Origin of the sequence: Nocardia iowensis (assembly GCF_019222765.1) — a bacterium.
Taxonomy (GTDB): domain Bacteria; phylum Actinomycetota; class Actinomycetes; order Mycobacteriales; family Mycobacteriaceae; genus Nocardia; species Nocardia iowensis.
The window spans coordinates 8642850-8659573 of record NZ_CP078145.1 but is presented as its reverse complement, the minus strand read 5'-3'; the positions used below and the strand labels follow the sequence as shown (position 1 = coordinate 8659573).

General features: G+C 68.2%; 12 protein-coding genes. 6 read left to right on the top strand and 6 right to left on the bottom strand.

Going from position 1 to position 16724, the window contains the following annotated elements:
• Positions 1 to 33: 33 nt before the first annotated feature.
• The 4 genes from KV110_RS39985 to KV110_RS39970 all read right to left on the bottom strand — a co-directional run bounded on the left by KV110_RS39985 (position 34) and on the right by KV110_RS39970 (position 6510).
• Complete coding sequence (locus KV110_RS39985; RefSeq protein WP_393538204.1) at positions 34 to 4473, bottom strand: alpha-(1->3)-arabinofuranosyltransferase domain-containing protein; 4440 nt, start codon at positions 4471 to 4473, stop codon at positions 34 to 36.
• A gap of 76 nt (positions 4474 to 4549) precedes the next feature.
• Positions 4550 to 4720, bottom strand: coding sequence for a DUF2613 domain-containing protein (locus KV110_RS39980; RefSeq protein ID WP_083894819.1), 171 nt, complete (start codon positions 4718 to 4720; stop codon positions 4550 to 4552).
• A gap of 136 nt (positions 4721 to 4856) precedes the next feature.
• A complete protein-coding gene (locus KV110_RS39975; RefSeq protein ID WP_218472277.1) occupies positions 4857 to 5951 on the bottom strand; it encodes an isochorismate synthase in 1095 nt (364 codons plus the stop codon).
• Between the two features lie 70 nt (positions 5952 to 6021).
• The gene (locus KV110_RS39970) at positions 6022 to 6510 is read right to left on the bottom strand and encodes a universal stress protein (protein WP_218472276.1); all 489 of its coding nucleotides are present in this window, start codon (positions 6508 to 6510) and stop codon (positions 6022 to 6024) included.
• A gap of 98 nt (positions 6511 to 6608) precedes the next feature.
• Between KV110_RS39970 and KV110_RS39965 the strand changes: the two genes are divergently transcribed.
• The 3 genes from KV110_RS39965 to KV110_RS39955 all read left to right on the top strand — a co-directional run bounded on the left by KV110_RS39965 (position 6609) and on the right by KV110_RS39955 (position 9747).
• A complete protein-coding gene (locus KV110_RS39965) occupies positions 6609 to 7772 on the top strand; it encodes a glycoside hydrolase family 3 N-terminal domain-containing protein (protein WP_218472275.1) in 1164 nt (387 codons plus the stop codon).
• Between the two features lie 112 nt (positions 7773 to 7884).
• Positions 7885 to 8484, top strand: a complete 600-nt coding sequence (locus KV110_RS39960; protein ID WP_218472274.1) for a TetR/AcrR family transcriptional regulator — start codon at positions 7885 to 7887, stop codon at positions 8482 to 8484.
• A 132-nt stretch (positions 8485 to 8616) separates the two neighbouring features.
• Positions 8617 to 9747 carry a DUF5685 family protein gene (locus KV110_RS39955; RefSeq protein WP_218472273.1) on the top strand — a complete coding sequence of 377 codons (1131 nt, stop codon included), beginning with the start codon at positions 8617 to 8619 and terminating at the stop codon, positions 9745 to 9747.
• A 63-nt stretch (positions 9748 to 9810) separates the two neighbouring features.
• Here KV110_RS39955 and KV110_RS39950 read toward each other — a convergent pair whose 3' ends face one another.
• Together KV110_RS39950 and KV110_RS39945 are read right to left on the bottom strand one after the other, a co-directional pair.
• Positions 9811 to 10680 carry a MaoC family dehydratase gene (locus KV110_RS39950; RefSeq protein WP_218472272.1) on the bottom strand — a complete coding sequence of 290 codons (870 nt, stop codon included), beginning with the start codon at positions 10678 to 10680 and terminating at the stop codon, positions 9811 to 9813.
• Positions 10677 to 12035, bottom strand: a complete 1359-nt coding sequence (locus KV110_RS39945; protein ID WP_218472271.1) for a 3-oxoacyl-ACP reductase — start codon at positions 12033 to 12035, stop codon at positions 10677 to 10679. Before KV110_RS39945 ends, KV110_RS39950 begins: the two co-directional genes overlap by 4 nt.
• A 283-nt stretch (positions 12036 to 12318) precedes the next feature.
• On the opposite strand from KV110_RS39945, the gene KV110_RS39940 reads away from it, so the two are divergent.
• From KV110_RS39940 to KV110_RS39930, 3 genes are all read left to right on the top strand, one after another.
• On the top strand, positions 12319 to 13641 hold the full coding sequence (locus KV110_RS39940) for an acetyl-CoA C-acetyltransferase (RefSeq protein WP_218472270.1): 1323 nt from the start codon (positions 12319 to 12321) through the stop codon (positions 13639 to 13641).
• Between the two features lie 398 nt (positions 13642 to 14039).
• On the top strand, positions 14040 to 15311 hold the full coding sequence (locus KV110_RS39935) for a hypothetical protein (protein ID WP_218472269.1): 1272 nt from the start codon (positions 14040 to 14042) through the stop codon (positions 15309 to 15311).
• Positions 15312 to 16634, top strand: a complete 1323-nt coding sequence (locus tag KV110_RS39930) for a lipase family protein (protein ID WP_218472268.1) — start codon at positions 15312 to 15314, stop codon at positions 16632 to 16634.
• The last annotated feature ends 90 nt before the right edge of the window (positions 16635 to 16724 follow it).

The window sequence follows — 16724 nt, the reverse complement described above, 5'->3', positions numbered from 1 at the left end:
ATTCGGCACATTCGTTCACGCGGCGTCACACTATCAACGAGGTGTGTTGCGGCGCAGCCCGAATGGTCGAGCCGGTGGTAGCGCGGCGATGCCTACCGCGATCACGGCGAGCAAGGCGGGCAACTGTGCCCACAGCGAACCACCCATGTAGCCACCGGAAGCACGCCATGGGCCGGTCGAGAGTGCTGCCGCCGAGAGTGCCGTGCCCACGCCGGCTACGACGACCAACGCTCGCGGTGCGAGGCGTGGGTAGCAGCGGACGGCGGTGAGTGCGGCCGCGGTGACAGCGGTGCCGACCGGGCCTGCGATCACCGTCACCGCTGCCGCCAGGCCGATCACGCCGAGCCAGCGGGTACCCCAGGTTCGTGGCGCGGAATCCGCTCCGCCGCCAGCGGAATCCGGGTCGCCGCCAGCGGAGTCCGGAGCGCCGACGGCCGAAACTGGTCCGCCGCCAGCGTTATCCGGTTCGGCGCCACCGTCATCCGGCTCGACGACTGCTTCGGGCGAGCCCGCCACTGCCGAGTCGGTCCGCTCCGGCGTGGTATTCGCCTCGGAGTCAACCGGTTTCGCGGCACCGGCGCGGCGGGGGATGGCCAGGAACAGCAGGGGCAGAAGTAGGAGGAGGCCGCCGAAGATGCCGAGCCGGTACCAGCGGTCGATGGGGAAGGAGACGGTGACCGGGCCCGTCGCGTCGGGTGGAAGCAGCCAGGCTTGTTGCCAGCCGTCGATGACGACGGGCTCGAGTGTGCGTCCGTCGGAAGTCGTTGCGCGCCAGCCGACATTCGTGCTCAAGGGCAGTACCAGCACCCGGGTTCCGGACGCGGACCGGACCGGGGCGGTGGGTCCGGCGCGGTCGAGCCGCAGTCGGTCGACGAAGAACAGATCGGTGGGCCCGACGGTGACATCGGCGCGCCCCTGCGGGATCATCAGCTCACCGGAATCGTTCGGGAAGAAGTCGTTCGGGCAGACACGCGCGGGAATCGGTGCACCGGAGCGCAGTTCGTCCGCGGTGGCGGTGACCGTGGTGCGCAGCAGTTGCCCGTCGATATTGATGGTGGGCCCGACTTCGCACGGGACGGTGATTTCCCGGTCTAGTGCCGCGGGTGCGGGGTAGTCCGGGCCGAGTACCGTCACCTCGGCCAGGCCCGGCGGCTGCGACAGGGCGAACCCGAGCGCGGTCTTGTCGAGCACCGGTCGCCAGGTCCGGATGCTGAGCTCGATCCGATCGGTCACGTAGGGGTGCAACGAGACTCGGGCCGGACTGCCGGGGTCCAGCTCGCGCACCTGTGGACCATCACCGAGATCGACCACCACCGAGGTGGGCTCGGCAGGCAGACCACCGAGCGACGGGGTCAACTCCAGCCCGGTCACCAAGGCGGGTTCGGGCAGTTCGATGGTGAGTGTCGGCTTGGCGCCGGTCAGCACCCGCACCGAGTCCTCCGGCGCGGTCCAACTGGTGCGCGGATCGCCATCGGTCGCGGCGAACGCGGCACCGCGCAGGTCTCCGACATCGGCCTTGCCTCTGGCGACCGGACGGTCGTGGTCGGTGAGCAGTGCCTCCAGCGCGGGACCCTGCCGGGTCCGGACAGTCAACTCGGGCGTGACAGCCATCGGTTCGGGCACCGAAAGGGTGCGCTGGAAGGTGCCCGGCTCCTCCGGCGCCAAGCCGAGGGCCTTACTGCACCGCACCCGGTCCGGCGCATCGAAACAGGCACTGCGCCCAGGGAATTCCTGACCGAGATCCCATCCGCGGACCTGGGCACCCGCCGGTGTCGGCGGCAGCACGGTCCGGTGCCGGATGTCGACACGGACCGGCAGATCACGGACCGAGTAGTCGTCCAACGTGAGCTCGCTGATGCCGAACTGCCCACCGCGCTTGCCGCTTTCGGTGCGGATGGCGGTAATGGTGACCCACCGCGTCTTGCCTGCGGGCAGCGAAACCGATACCGGTGCACCGGGTTCGGGGATCCGAGTGGTGACGGTGCCGTTCGCGGTACGCACCTCGACCCACTTCACCGGGTCGCCGATGGCGGCCGCGCTGGTGTGAAAGCTCAGCTGACCGGCGTTGACCGGCTTCGCCAGGTCGAGCCGAAGCCATTGCCCCAGCGCGGATTCGGAGCCGTTGCTGATCCACGCCGTGGCCGGGTCGCCGTCGACGACGGCCGCGGTCGAGCTGCCCGGCGCGGCACCGCCGAGCTGGGTGGCGTCGGCGGCCGAGCTGGATGCGGTGATGGTGGCCCCCGACCATTCCCCACGCACCAGGTCGGCGCCGGGCACCGGATAGTCGCGTACCAGATTGTGGGTGCGGCGCGCGTCGTCCGGTGCGCGGACCGCGGAGTTGTGATTGTCCACGCGACCGAAGTCGGTCTCTCGATCCATCGGGGTATCGGTGACCGTGACGGGTCCGATCGGCAGTCCGGCACGGGTCGCGTCGGCGGCGAGCATCGCGGGGGTGTCGGTGGTGCCAGGGTCGCGATGCAGCCGTTCGAGTACTTCCGGCCCGCCCTGTACGACGGGTACCGCGTCGAGCGGCACCGTGTACGCGCCGGGGAACGACTGCGGCGCACCGGTTCCGCCGCGCACCTCGGTCGGCGTGCCCGGCTTCGGCGCCTGCACCCGGTAGATCTCGACCGCCGGGTACGGCGGCCGCAGATCGCCGTCCGCGACCAGATCCTCGGCGATGACCGCGGGCTCGATCGGCGCACCGAATTCGGCCACCTTCGTCAGACCGGGCGCACCGTCGAGCGCGCGGTGCGCCAGCATCGGACGGGTCGAACGCGAAGTCTCCGGGTCGAGATCGTTGCGCAACACCAGAACACCAATCCCCTGCCCGGCCAGTGTCGCCGCCAGGCCGGTCGACGGCCTGCCGTCGGCGATCAGCCGCTGCACCGAATCCATCGCGCGGATCGTGCCGGGCGGGTTCAGCGGCACGGCGTCGCGGACCGCCCACGGCGTGCTCGCCAACGCCTGCAACGGCTCGTCGCGCGTCAATCCCCACACCTGACTGCCGAACGGCGCCCCGGGCACCACCAGCGCGCGCGTGTCGGCGGCGTTGTGCGCCAACCAGTCCGCGGTCTGCTGCCAGTAGGCGGGCACTTGGTCGTAGGCGCCGCGCGGGGCCAGCCTGCCGGTCCAGGCCAGCGAGGTGGACAGGGCGAGCGCGGTCAGGATCAGCGCCGCCACCGCGACCACCCGATCCCGCTCCGGATGCGCGAACGCGCTGCGCCACACCGGCATCGGCACCGAGGCAGGCAGCGGCACCCGGGCGAGTAGCTGAGCGAGGCCGAGCACCAACGGGATTCGGATCAGCGGCTCCAGCTTGTGCACATTGCGCAGCGGCGCACCCCCGGAATCCAGGAAGACGCGCACCGACTCCGCGAACGGCCCGCCCAGCTCACCGACATACCCGGCGCAGATGCCGACCAGTCCGACGCACAGGATCAGTGTCAGCCGCCCCCGATGCGGCATCGACCGCATCGCCAACCCCGCCATGCCCGCCGCGGCGAGCAGCCCGGTGGCCAGCACCGCCGCGGGCTGGGTCACCAGCACCGCACCCGCGATGCGCTCCGGCGAGACGAACGGCGTCCAGCTGTCCGTGCCGCGCAACACCTCGGCCAGCGACGCCCATTGCGTTGTCACCCCGGAGGATTCGATGTAGTCCAGGAACGGCGGACTCACCTTGCCGAGCAGCAGCAGCGGCACCGCCCACCAGCAGGTGGCCAGCACCAGCAGCGGAATCCAGGCCCTGGTGAACCGCCACCACTGCCGGTTCGGGCGATACGAGGCCCACCACAAGAATGCGGGCAGAAACGCGGCGACCGTCGCGACCGCGTTCACCGACCCCATCAACGCCAGCGCCAGCGCACTCCCGGCGGCCGATTCCGCGCCACCGCGGCGCGCGCGTCCCGAACGGGCTCGGCCAAGTGCGGCCTCGGGCGAGTGACCTGGATCGACGGTGCGCCGTCGATTGCGATAGCGGATACCGAGCGCGGCCGGTGCGAGCAGCACCCACGGCGCCAGCATCATCGGCAGCGTCTCCGAGGAGATGGAACCGAGGGTGGTCAGCACGCGGGGGGACAGCGTGAACGCGATGGCCGCGACGATGCGGGAGCCCCGGGTGCCGATGCCGAGGGTCTCGCAGAGCCGGATGATGCCCCAGAATCCGGCCAGCAGCAGCAGTGCCCACCAGATCCGCTGGGTGGCCCAGGCGGGCAGGCCGAGCAGATGGCCGAGCGAGAAGAACGCGCCGTGCGGGAAGAAGTAGCCGTAGGCCTGGTTCTGCACCTGGCCCATCGGGGCCTGGCTGCTCCACAGGTGGCTGGCGCGTTCGAGGAAACCCAGCGGGTTCTGCGCCAGGTCGTATTTGGTGTCGGCGACCGTGCGGCCGGGTGCCTGCAGGAAGGTCAGCAGAAACGCCGCGAGCACAGTGCCCGCGAACCAGCGTCTACCCAGCGGCGCTTGCGAGCCGCGGATGCGCGAGGCCGCAAGGTGCCGCCGCGACGCCGCGGCGGGTTCGCGCGAGTCGGCGGGTGAAGCGGGGGTCAGCGGCTCAGCGACTGCCGTACTCGACGTTGTTCAGCAACGAGGAGTCCTTGTCGCCGCTGCGGTCGATGTCCGGACGCGAGTTCTGCTGCACCGCCACCGTGACGAGGAGCACCGCGATCACGCCGAGTACGGCGCCGCCGACAGCACTCGCAACACCAGGAACAGCAAACTTCATTGCGGCACTCCAATACATCGATGCAGGCACATTCCCGGTCAACCTAGCAGCCCGCTGCCGTATTCGGTGCGTTCAGCCCGTCGATTCCCGGCGATAGCCAGCGCGTACCGCGGTGGCGGCGGTGCTCACCCGCGAATCAATGCGCCGGGATGACGCAGTTCAGGCTGCCGAGGAGAGTGCGGAGTTTGGCGGTGGTCTCGTCGAGTTCCGCCTTCGGGTCCGAGGCGGCGACGATGCCGCCGCCCGCGTAGGCGTGCACCGTCCGGCCGTCGGCCGACAACTCGGCGCTGCGGATGGCGACCACCCAGGCGCCGTCGCCGGACGCGTCGCACCAGCCGACCGCGCCACCGTAGAAGCCGCGGTCTTCCTCCAGCTCGGCGATGGTGTCGAGCGCCAGGTCGGTCGGGGTGCCGCACACGGCGGGCGTGGGGTGCAGCAGCAATGCGAGATCGAGGGCGGTGGTCGCTGGATCGCGCAGTCGTCCGGTGATCGGGGTGGCGAGGTGCCATACCTCGTGCGTGCTGATCAGTTCCGGTCCGTCGGGGATGAACAGTTCAGCACAGACCGGGCTGAGCTTTTCCCGGATCCACTCGATGACGAAGGCATGTTCGTCGCGATTCTTGGCGCTGGCCAGCAGTTCCTGGGCCTGGGCCGCATCGGCGGCGGGGTCGGCGAGACGTGGCAGGGTGCCTGCCAGCGGACGCAGCGTGACCGTGTCGCCATGGCGGGCGATCAACACCTCGGGTGTGGCACCGACCAGCGTCGCGCCGACCCGCCCGGCCGGTGTCAGGTCCACCGCGAACACATTCGCGTGTGGATGCCGGGTCAGCAGGTGGGCCGCGACGAGCTCGGGCTCCAGCGCGGCAGCCGCCTCGGCGAGCACCGACCGGGCCGCGACCACCTTGCGCAGCGGCTGCGCCGGATCGTTGAGCTGCTCGATCAGTTTCGTCACACGCGCGATATGTTCGGCGGCACTGGGGATTTCGGTGACGAACTGCACGGCGGGCAGTTCGGGAAGCGCCGAGGGCCGCCATGGGCCCACCGTGCGTTGCGCACGTTCGGGCACGCTGAGAGCGGCGGGCCGCCGCGGATCGAACGGTAGTGCCCCGACAATCAGTTCCGCGCTGCCATCCCGTAGCGCGGCCACCGCGTGCCCGGCCTCATCGAAGGCGACCCGGCTACCGAACGCCCGGACAACCCCCTCGGCCTGAGCAAGCAGGAATCCATCCATGATCCCTCGACCCTAACTCCGCGCGCCGCACCTCAACCCGCCGAGCGACCCAAATCTCAGTCGCGGCGCGCTAACCCGCTTTGGGGGTGGGCTCTTTGCCGGGTGGGACCATGAGAACCGGCCGGTGGCAGTGTTTGAGGACGGCGTCGGCGACGCTGCTGTGCAGGAGGGCGCGGATGCCGGTGGCGCCACGGGTGCCCGCGACGATGATGTCGACGTCCAGGTCGTCGGCGCATTCGACGATGGCGTTCCAGATGGTCGTCGTGCATTCGGCGGTGCGCGCCTCGGCATTGAGCCCGGCGAGTTTGGCCAGCCGGACGCCCTCGGTATTGATGGTGCGGGCGTCGACGTAGGCGACGTCCTCGATCTCCTCATCGGGCACCCATTCCGGCTGCATCACACCGGACAACCCGGACAGGCGGGCGGCTTGCCGCACCATCGGCTCCCACGCGGTCAGCACGATCGCTCTGTTCGCACTGAGGAACCGCCCGGCGTATTCGATGGCCCGCTTGGCGTTCTCGGACCCGTCGTAGGCAATGAGCATCAGATCGCAGGGCACGATGACCTCCTGGTGGGAGACTCACGGCTATTGAACAAGGCTACCCTGGCCGAGCCCGGCCTACCCGCTGCCGCGCGCGATCAGTACGGTTTACTTCCATGCGGAAGACGCCTCTGCTCGTGCTCGCCGTGCTGGCCGCCGTCGCGACCGCCTGCTCGTCCGGCGGTGGCAGCGACTCCGCGCCTTCGCGACCGGTGATTCCCGAGTCGACCTCCGAATCGCCCACGCAGGCAACCACATCCGGGAAAAAGGCGTGCACGGACGGGTACCTCGCCCAGTTCACCTTGCGGCAGAAGTTGGCGCAGCTGTTGACAGTTGGCATCACCGGTCAGGCCGACGCGGCGAATGTGGTGAGCACCGAACAGGTGGGCGGCATATTCGTCGGCGGCTGGACCGACCTGTCGCTGCTGAGCACGGGCCAGCTCGACCAGGTCAAGCAGACGGCCAAGGTGCCGCTCATGGTGACCATCGATGAGGAAGGCGGCCGCGTCTCCCGGGTTCGGAGTCTGATCGGCGAGGCGCTCTCCGCCAGGGCGACGGTGCCCGCCATGTCCGCCGAACAGTTCTATCAAGAGACACTGACCAGGGGTCGCAAACTGAAGGACCTCGGCGTGACGGTGAACTTCGCCCCCGATGTCGATGTGAGCAGCCAGCCCGACGATTCCGTCATCGGCGACCGTTCCTTCTCCGCCGATCCGGCCGTGGTCACCGAATACGCCGACGCCTATATCCGGGCCATGCGTGAGGTCGGTGTCGGCACGGTGCTGAAGCACTTCCCCGGCCACGGCTCCGCCTCCGGCGATTCGCACCGGGGCGCGGTCCGCACGCCGCCGCTGGCCGACCTGCAGACCGTCGATCTCGTCCCGTACCGTGCCCTGATCAATTCCGGCGCGGGCGTGATGGTCGGCCACCTCGACGTTCCCGGCCTCACCACCCCTGAGGTGCCCGCCAGCATCAGCCCGCAGGTGATGACGCTGCTGCGCGAGGGCCGTGACTACGGCGCCGCGCCGTTCCAGGGGCCGATCTTCACCGATGACCTCGGCGGCATGGCCGCGATCACCAACCGTTTGTCCATCGCGGACGCCGTGGAGGCCGCGCTGGTCGCCGGTGCCGACAACGCGCTGTGGATCACCACCGACGCGGTGCCCAGCGTGCTCGATCAGCTCGAGCAGGCCGTGTCGGCGGGCCGCTTGCCCGCCGCCCAGGTCGACGCGTCGGTGCTGCGGATGGCCGCGTTCAAGGGCGCCCTTCCGCGCTGCTGAGGCCCGGTTCCCGCGACGGCTGAGGCACGGTTCCCGCGACTGGTGAGCAAATCCGACCCGCGGAACTTACCTTGGAGTAATATATGAACTTCACCATGCGGTAGGAGAGTGGATGGCGGGCGGAACGAAGCGACTTCCTCGGGCGGTTCGTGAGCAGCAGATGCTCGATGCCGCGGTCGAGGTGTTCTCGCGGAAAGGTTTCCACGATACGTCGATGGACGCCATCGCCGCCGAGGCCAAAATATCCAAGCCGATGTTGTACCTGTACTACGGCTCCAAGGACGAATTGTTCCGCGCCTGCATCCAGCGCGAGGGACTTCGCTTCATCGAATCGGTGGTGCCCGCAGGCAACCCGCAGCTGACACCACACGAACAGGTGCGGGTCGCGCTGGAGGGTTTCCTCGGCTTCGTCGACCGCAACCGTCGCTCCTGGCAGGTGCTCTACCGCCAGGCCATCGGGCAGCAGGCGTTCGCGTCCGAGATCGAGAATGCCCGCGAGCGCGTCATCGAACTGACCGCCAAGCTGCTCGAATCCAGCGCGAAACACCCAGAACCCGGCACCAACTTCGACGTCGTCGCGGTCGCCGTGATCGGCGCGGGCGAGGCCATCGCCGACCGGGTGGCCAGCGGCCGCATCGAGGTCGCCGAGGCCGTCGACCTGCTCGACGATCTCGCGTGGCGCGGTCTGGCGGGGCGCAAGAAGGCGGAGTAGCAGCACCCGCACGTCGCGAGCCGGGTCGAGGGGCCGCGCAGCGGTTGCCGCGTGGTCGCCTGCCTGCCAGAGTGCGAAGATCATCGAGTACGGACCGGTTCGCTCGGAACGAGCCGGGGGAACGGGGCGGAATTGTTCGGGTTGCTCAGGCCGTGTGCGCACGGCGCGGCGAAGTACGGCATCGATGCGGCGGAGTGGCGCACGCATATGTGCGGGTTGTGTCTGGGGCTGCGCGACGGGCACGGTCAATTGGCCCGTGCGACAACGAATGTCGACGCGATCGTGCTGAGCATGCTCACCGAGGCGCAGTCCGGCGGTGCGGTCGAGCGCAGCACGGCGGGACGGTGTGCCCTGCGCGGCATGCAACGGGCGTCGGTCGCGTCGGTGGATGCACCCGGTGTGCGGCTGGCGGCGACGGCTTCACTCTTGCTGGCAGCGGCCAAGATTCGTGACCACGTGGCGGACGGTGACGCTTCCGCACTGGCGCGTAAGCCGATGGGAACCGTGTCCACCCGGTGGGCCGGGCAGGCGCGGGTGAGTGCGCAGCGGATCGGGCTAGATGTCGAACCCTTGGTCGCCGCGCTGAGTGCACAGACGCGGTTGGAGCAGGCGGCGCTTGATCTGGCGATGACGGATCGGGCGGACTCGTTGGCGCGGTTGACCGCGCCGACCCAGTTGTGCGCATCGGAATTCTTCGCGCACACAGCCATTTTGGCCGATCGCCCGGACAACGTGGACGCATTGCGTACTGCGGGCTGGCAATTCGGCCGGATCGCGCATCTCGCCGATGCCGTGCAGGACTACGAGCGAGACCTGGCGCGCGGCCGGTTCAATCCGCTCGCCGCCACCGGGACCACCATGCCGCAGGCGTATGACTTACTGCGGGAATCGGATTCACAGCTGCGCGCGGCGGTCGCGGCGGCCGAATTGGACGCGGTTCCCACCGTCCGCTGGATGCTGCTGGATCCGCTGGCCTCGGTGCTCCGCAGACTTGGCCACGGCATCGGCACCATCGCCGGTCACACCTGCGCGGTATCCCACAACCGCGGCGAGGTCCAGCTGAACTCGCGGCGCACCGGGCACCGCCGTCCCGGCATCGGTGAGTCCCTGACCCTCATCCTCGGTTCGTACTGCACCGGGTACGCCTGCTGCGCCGACCACACCCAGCCGTGCACCGGCAACCGCAAGGACGCCTGGATCAAACGCTGCGATTGCGATTGCGGCTGCGGCGACTGTTGCGGCTGCTGTGATTGCAACTGCTGACCGATGAAACGACCGGAGCCGCACCTGCCGTGAAAGAAGGTGCGGCTCCGGTGCTTTCGTGCGTCAGCGCAACGTGGCGGTGAGGTGCGGGAACCCCTTCTTCGGGTTCAGTACGGCTAGATCCCAGCCGCCTGCCACCTGATCGGCATAGACGTTCACCGTCGAAGGCAGGAAGATCGGCTTGCCGAACTTCACCGAATAGGTGGTCTTGCCGGGGACGCGACCCTCGATCGTGCCGAGGATGTGCGCGGCCGACCACATGCCGTGCGCGATCGGCTTCGGGAACCCGAAAGCCTTGGCGCCCAGCGCCGAAGTGTGGATCGGGTTGTGGTCACCGGACGCCGCGGCGTACTGGTTGATCGTCTTCTGATCGACCCGCCAGGTGCGCAGCGGCGGCGGCGGAACCTCTTCCGGCTTGGGTTCCGGCTTCGGCCCACCCGAGAGCGAGGTGCGCTGCTGGTGCAGGAAGGTGGTGACCTGCCGCCACACCGGTTCCCGGCCGACGCTGATCTCGGTGATCGCGTCGACGAGCAGCCCCTTCGGGTGCTCCCGCAGATTCTCGATGTGCGCCTTGATATCCAGCGGCTCACTCACCGAAATGTCGCGGGCCCGCTCGATCACGTTCTCCGCGTGGACCGCACCGACCGCGACGAACGGAAAGTCGCGCTGCACAACCAGTTGCATCACGATCGGGAAGGTGAGGATGAACGGATACGTCAGCGGCAGCGCATCGCCGAACCGCAGGCCGGTCGCCCGGCAGTAGGCGGCCAGATGATCCGGATCCACCTGCAGACCATCGAGCTGAATCGCCCGATCCGGCAGCGTCGACTTACGCGCCGAAACCAGCGGCAGCGGAACCGCACCCAGCGCGGCCTTCAGATACAGCGGGCCGTTCTTCGGCGGTTCCGTCAGCGTGATCTTCTGCGTCATCATGCTCCGATCAGGCTCTGCCCGCAGACGCGAACGACGTTGCCGGTCACCGCGTTCGACGCCGGGCCGGCGAAGTAGGCGATGGTCTCGGCGACGTCGACGGTCTGCCCGCCCTGCAGCAGCGAGCTCATCAGCCGACCGGCCTCGCGGGTCGCCAGCGGGATGGCGGCGGTCATCGCGGTCTCGATGAAGCCGGGCGCCACCGCGTTGATGGTGATGCCCTTCTCCGCCAGCTTCGGCGCCTCGGCGTTGACCATGCCGATGACGCCGGCCTTGGAGGTGCCGTAGTTGGTCTGGCCGCGGTTGCCCGCGATGCCCGCGATGGAGGACACGTCGATCACCCGACCGCCGTCCTTCAGCGCGCCACGGGCCACCAGGCCCTCGGTGATCCGGTGCGGCGCCGCGAGATTGACATTGAGCACCGAGTTCCAGCGGCCCTCGTCCATGTTGGCGAGCAGCTTGTCGCGGGTGATGCCCGCGTTGTGCACGACGATGTCGATGCCGCCGAAGCGCTCGGTGGCGAATTCGGCCAGCTTCGCCGCGGCGTCGGGCGAGGTCACGTCGAGCGCGAGCGCGGTGCCGCCGACCTTGTTCGCGGTCTGCGACAGCGCCTCACCGGCGGCCGGGATGTCGGCAACGATCACCGTGGCGCCGTCGCGGGCGAACACCTCGGCGATGGTCGCGCCGATGCCGCGCGCGGCACCGGTGACCACCGCGACCTTGCCCTCCAGCGGGCGGTCCCAGCTGGTCGGCGGGGTGGCGTCGTCCTTGCCCACCCGGATGACCTGGCCGTCGACGAATGCCGACTTGGCCGAGAGCAGGAAGCGCAGCGTCGATTCCAGGCCGGTCGCGCCGGTCGATGCCTCGGGGTGCAGGTACACCAGCTGTGCGGTGGCGCCGCGCAGCAGCTCCTTGGCCACCGAACGGGTGAAGCCCTCCAGCGCCCGCTGCGCGATCTGCTCGTCCACGCTCGACGCCAGCTCGGGGGTCGTGCCGATCACCACGATGCGACCGGACGCGGCGATGCTGCGCATGGCGGGCTGAAAGAACTCGTAGAGCTGCGACAGGTCTTCGATCGTGCCGATGCCGGTCGCGTCGAATACCAGCGCGCCGAGTTTCGTTCCCGCGCTCGGGGAATCGACGAAGGTGTAATCCGAGAGCATGGCGCGCACCGGCTCGGCGACCCGGCCCTTGCCGCCGAGCAGCACAGGTCCGGGCAGGGCGGGCTCGCCCTTCTGGTAGCGACGCAGGTTCTCCGGCTGCGGCAGCCCCAGCTTGCTCGCCAGGAACTGACCGGGGGCCGAGTGGACGAACGATCCGTAGAGGTTGGGAGCACCCTTGCTCTTGCTGGCTGCCACTGTTCCTACCTTTTCTGTGTTGACAGGCGGCGTGCACGGTCCCTGGCGAGGTTACGCAAGCTACCCCCTCCACCGACTGTCGCTCACGCCGCGATGTTCAGTTCTCGGGTCTGGTGGTACCCGGCAGTGGACCGCTGGCACACATTTGCGGGGTACGGTGTCGACAACAAACTTACTCCAGAGTAAGTTTAATGTAAACCAACCGCGACGGGGCGCCGATCAGTGGAGATTTCCACGCGGACTCCGGAGCGCCGGACACCCCCAACGAGACCTGGAGACTCGAGTGACAACCAAATCCCGTTCGGCGAAGAGCACCGCCAAGACCGGTAAGACAACCCGCCCGGTCGCGATCGTGGGCGGCAACCGGATTCCGTTCGCTCGCTCCGACAAGGCATACGCGCACGCCTCCAATCAGGACATGTTCACCGCCGCGCTGGACGGCCTGGTCAGCCGCTTCGGGCTGCAGGGCGAGCGGCTCGGCATGGTCGTCGGCGGCGCCGTGCTGAAGCGGGTCGGCGAGCACGGCATGATTCGCGAGAGCGTGCTCGGCAGCAAGCTCAGCCCGTACACCCCCGCCCACGATCTGCAGCTGGCCTGCGGCACCGGCCTCCAGGCCGTCGTCACCGTCGGCGACGCAATTGCCCAGGGCCGCATCGAAGCCGGCGTCGGTGGCGGCACCGACACCACTTCCGATGCTCCAATTGGGGTGAGCGATGCCATGCGCGAGTGGATGCTCGACGCCAACCGCGCGAAGACCAACAAGGACCGGCTCAAGCTGGTCGGCCAACTGCGCCCGAGCATGCTCGGCATCGAGATCCCGCGCAACGCCGAGCCGCGCACCGGGCTGTCCATGGGTGAGCACGCCGCCATCACCGCCAAGGAGTTCGCCGTTCCGCGCGAGGCGCAGGACGAGCTGGCCTACCTGTCGCACAAGAACATGGCCGCCGCCTACGACCGCGGCTTCTTCGACGATCTGGTCACCCCGTTCCTCGGGCTGACCCGCGACGACAACCTGCGCCCCGGCTCCACCGTGGAGAAGCTGGCCACCCTCAAGCCGGTGTTCGGCGTCAAGGCGGGCGACGCCACCATGACCGCCGGTAACTCCACCCCGCTGACCGACGGCGCCTCCACGGTGCTGCTGTCCAGCGAGGAATGGGCCACCGAGCGCAACCTGCCGGTGCTGGCTCATCTGGTCGACAGCGAGGTCGCGGCGGTCGACTACATCCACGGCCCGGACGGCCTGCTGATGGCGCCCACCTACGCGGTGCCGCGGCTGCTCGCCCGAAATGGCCTGACCCTGCAGGACTTCGACTACTACGAGATCCACGAGGCGTTCGCCTCGGTGGTGCTCGCGACGCTCACCGCGTGGGAGTCCGACGCCTACTGCAAGGAGCGCCTCGGCCTGGATGGCGCGCTCGGCTCGATCGATCGCGGCAAGCTCAACGTCAACGGCTCCTCGCTGGCGGCCGGCCACCCGTTCGCCGCGACCGGCGGCCGCATCGTCGCCTCGACCGCGAAGATGCTGGCGGAGAAGGGATCCGGCCGCGCGCTGATCTCCATCTGTGCCGCGGGCGGACAGGGCGTCGTCGCCATCATCGAGCGGTAGTACGGAAAACAGCTGACAGCAGGTGGCATTCGGTCGTCCCTGACGACCGGATGCCACCTTTTTTGTCGGTCAGCGCACCGCCTGTTCGTGCTGTGAGGTATCTCATGGATTTCATCGAAGGATTTCGCCAGAGTTGCCAGCGCTCGTCGGGCGATTAATAGCTACTAGCAGGCAACTTAAGTGTTACACCTTTCCTTCGATTGCCGACCATTCGTCATATCGGCGCTTGCTAGGGGGCTGATCTCTGTGTTTACCTGCACGTCACCTACTGTGCTATCGGTGCTGTGCAATCGAAGAGGCGCTATATCGACGTCTTATCGACATGTGGCTACCGGCAGGACATCTCCTCGGCTTTACGAATTACTCGAATCGAGCTAGAGAGGAAGGCTGAACAGCTGATGCGAATCGGTATGGCGCTGCGTGCCACGGCACTGGCTCTCGCCGCCGCGGTCGGTCTCGGTCTCGCGGGTACGGCCCCCGCGGGAGCAGCCGGGGATGTGGACCGCTACCTGGATCTACCGCTGGTGAACCGGGATGCCTCGACCGGTCCCGGCGGAGTCAACCCCGAACTGCCCTACGACCCGGTCGAGCTGCGCAGGTTGCTGGACGAGGCGCGCGCCCAGGGAGTGGCGCCGACGAGGTACGCCGCCCTGCTCTATCAGTACTGGCTCGTCGACGCGACGAACAAAGCGGGCATCGATCTACGGTCCTGGGATCCACGGACCGGCGTCGAGGCCAACCGCGGCAACCTGATCAAGTCCTACCGCTACTACGAAGACCTGCAGTTGAACCACCGCGAGCTGCAATGGGCGGGCATGGGCGGTCAGGTCGGCGCCGACTTCGGTGGCGGGCTCATCGATTTCGAGTTGATGGGCAACATCTACGCCCTGCCCGGCCTTTCCGAGTCCGCGCGCGGCGTCGTCGCCGCGGTCGACCAGGCCGCCGGTCCGCAAGCGGTAGCGCAACTTCCGCGCGGACTGATGGCGCTGGCCGAGGCGGGTTCGCAGATTTCGCCGGAGGACCTGCGCTACATCATCGGGATGATCCTGGTGATGCAGAAGAACATCTTCTCGGACCTGATGCCCATGCACGACGCCTACGTCACCGAGGGCCTGCCCGCCTTGGCGGAGTTCCAGGCGGCCGGGTTGTTCGGTGACGAGGTGATGAACGCCTGGCGCGACGTGGCGTCCGGCGATCAGGACCGGATCGCCGCGGGCAACGCGAGTCTGCTGCGCCGCGAGCAGTATTGGGCGATCCGCGACCAGTGGGACGAGGTGCGCAACTACAAGGGCAGCGTCGGCGAGGCCATCACCTACGTCAGTGGTGCCGCCGGATCGCCGTCGGTCGCCGGTGTCGCGCCACCGCGCGAGTTCCATCCGGTGCGCATGCCGGTCACCATGGCCGACGGACGCCCAGGCCTGCTGACATTGCCGCTACCGGACTGGAATTGGTCGGAATTCGACGCGCGCTGGGACTACATCACCTCGGAGCTGCTGCCGAAGTATAAGTTTCAAGTCGAGAACAACTGGCCCGCATTGGAAGCCGTGATGCGGACACCGTACGAGGTGCAGATGGAATCGCATCGACCGCTGTTCAATATCCCGCAGCTGCTGGATTCCGCGGCCAGGCAGATTCAGGTGACTCCGATCGACACGATGGCGGTGCGCTAGATGAAACGCTTTACCGTGGCCGTTGCGACGGCCGCCGCGCTGGTGTTGTGCGCGGGAACCGCTGCGGCGGAACCAGAGATGTCCACGCCGGGACTGGACAAGGTCTTCAACGGATTCGTCGTCGGGCAGATCGACAACGCCAAGCCGGTTCCGCCGGATCAGGCATTCCAGGCGTTGCTCGCCAACGACCCGTTCTACCAAGAGCCGCCGCTGACCGGTACCGAGCAGCCGGGGACGTTGCTGAAGGCCAAGAAGGTCGACGTGATGTTCCTCGGCGTCACCCCGCCCGATATCGAGGCCTACAAGCTGATGTACGTGACCACCGCCAATGACGGTGTCACGCCGACGATCAGCACCGGAATCCTGATGATCCCGAATCACGGTGTGCCGGTGTCGGAGAAGAAGCTGATCTCCTATCAGGAGGCCAACGACAGCGTCGGTTGGTCCTGTCACCCGAGCACGCAGTGGACCGGCGGTGACCCGCTGGACGGCTCGTCCTGGTCGGCGCTCGGCCCGCTGGCGCTGATGTTCGACAAGGGCTACGCGGTGATGATCTCCGATGTCGGCAACGACGGCGATCGCAGGCCGCATGGTGTTTTCGCGGGCAAGTTCGCCGCGCACGCCCAACTCGACGGTGTCCGTGCGGCATTGGCGCACTCGGACGCCGGACTGAACCCGAAAGCGCCGGTGGCGCTGTTCGGCATAGCCGGTGGCGGTGTCGGTGCGGCCTTCTCCGCCGAGTTGCAGCCGACCTACGCGCCGGAGCTCGACGTGAAATCCGCTGTGCTGGAAGGGATGGTCGTCAACCCGCGCAACTTCATGCGGGTCGCCGACGGTTCGGTGGGCTCCGGTTTCGCGCTGGCCACCCTGCTCGGCTTGGAGCCCGCGTACCCGGAGATGCAGGTGAACGCGAAACTGAACCCGGCGGGCGTCGGGCTGGCGAACTTCTTCCGCACCCAGTGTCAGACACCCGCCTACTTCGGGCTGCCGTTCCTGCCGCTCAACACCCTGTTCACCTCGGGCCTCAGCCCGGCCGACGAACCGGCGTTCCAGCGGGCGTTCGAGGAGAACATCCTCGGCCGATCCGGGACGCCGAAGGCCAAGGTGGCCATCACCTCCTGCGCCGCCGACGACTCGCTGATGTCGCTGGTGCCCGCCAAGGACTCGCGGGAGCTGGCCGACATCTACCGGGCCGGTGGCACCGACGTGACCTACCAGCCCACCGATTGCAGCATGGTCCGCATGCTCACCGACCTCTACGGCTGGGGCACCGACCTGTTCGGCATGCAGACGATCGACTGGATCGACCGCAACTTCGACTGAAAGGACTTCGCTGCCATGGCAGTTCTCTACGGAATCAATTACTTGTTCTGGTTCGGCCCGCTAGCCGTCGCCAAGCTGCTGGCCCAGGCC

Bases quoted from the DNA above. Each gene is read 5' to 3' on its own strand.
- KV110_RS39980 (WP_083894819.1), bottom strand. From the start codon at position 4,720: ATGAAGTTTGCTGTTCCTGGTGTTGCGAGTGCTGTCGGCGGCGCCGTA.
- KV110_RS39975 (WP_218472277.1), bottom strand. From the start codon at position 5,951: ATGGATGGATTCCTGCTTGCTCAGGCCGAGGGGGTTGTCCGGGCGTTC.
- KV110_RS39965 (WP_218472275.1), top strand. From the start codon at position 6,609: ATGCGGAAGACGCCTCTGCTCGTGCTCGCCGTGCTGGCCGCCGTCGCG.
- KV110_RS39960 (WP_218472274.1), top strand. From the start codon at position 7,885: ATGGCGGGCGGAACGAAGCGACTTCCTCGGGCGGTTCGTGAGCAGCAG.
- KV110_RS39950 (WP_218472272.1), bottom strand. From the start codon at position 10,680: ATGATGACGCAGAAGATCACGCTGACGGAACCGCCGAAGAACGGCCCG.
- KV110_RS39935 (WP_218472269.1), top strand. From the start codon at position 14,040: ATGCGAATCGGTATGGCGCTGCGTGCCACGGCACTGGCTCTCGCCGCC.
- KV110_RS39930 (WP_218472268.1), top strand. From the start codon at position 15,312: ATGAAACGCTTTACCGTGGCCGTTGCGACGGCCGCCGCGCTGGTGTTG.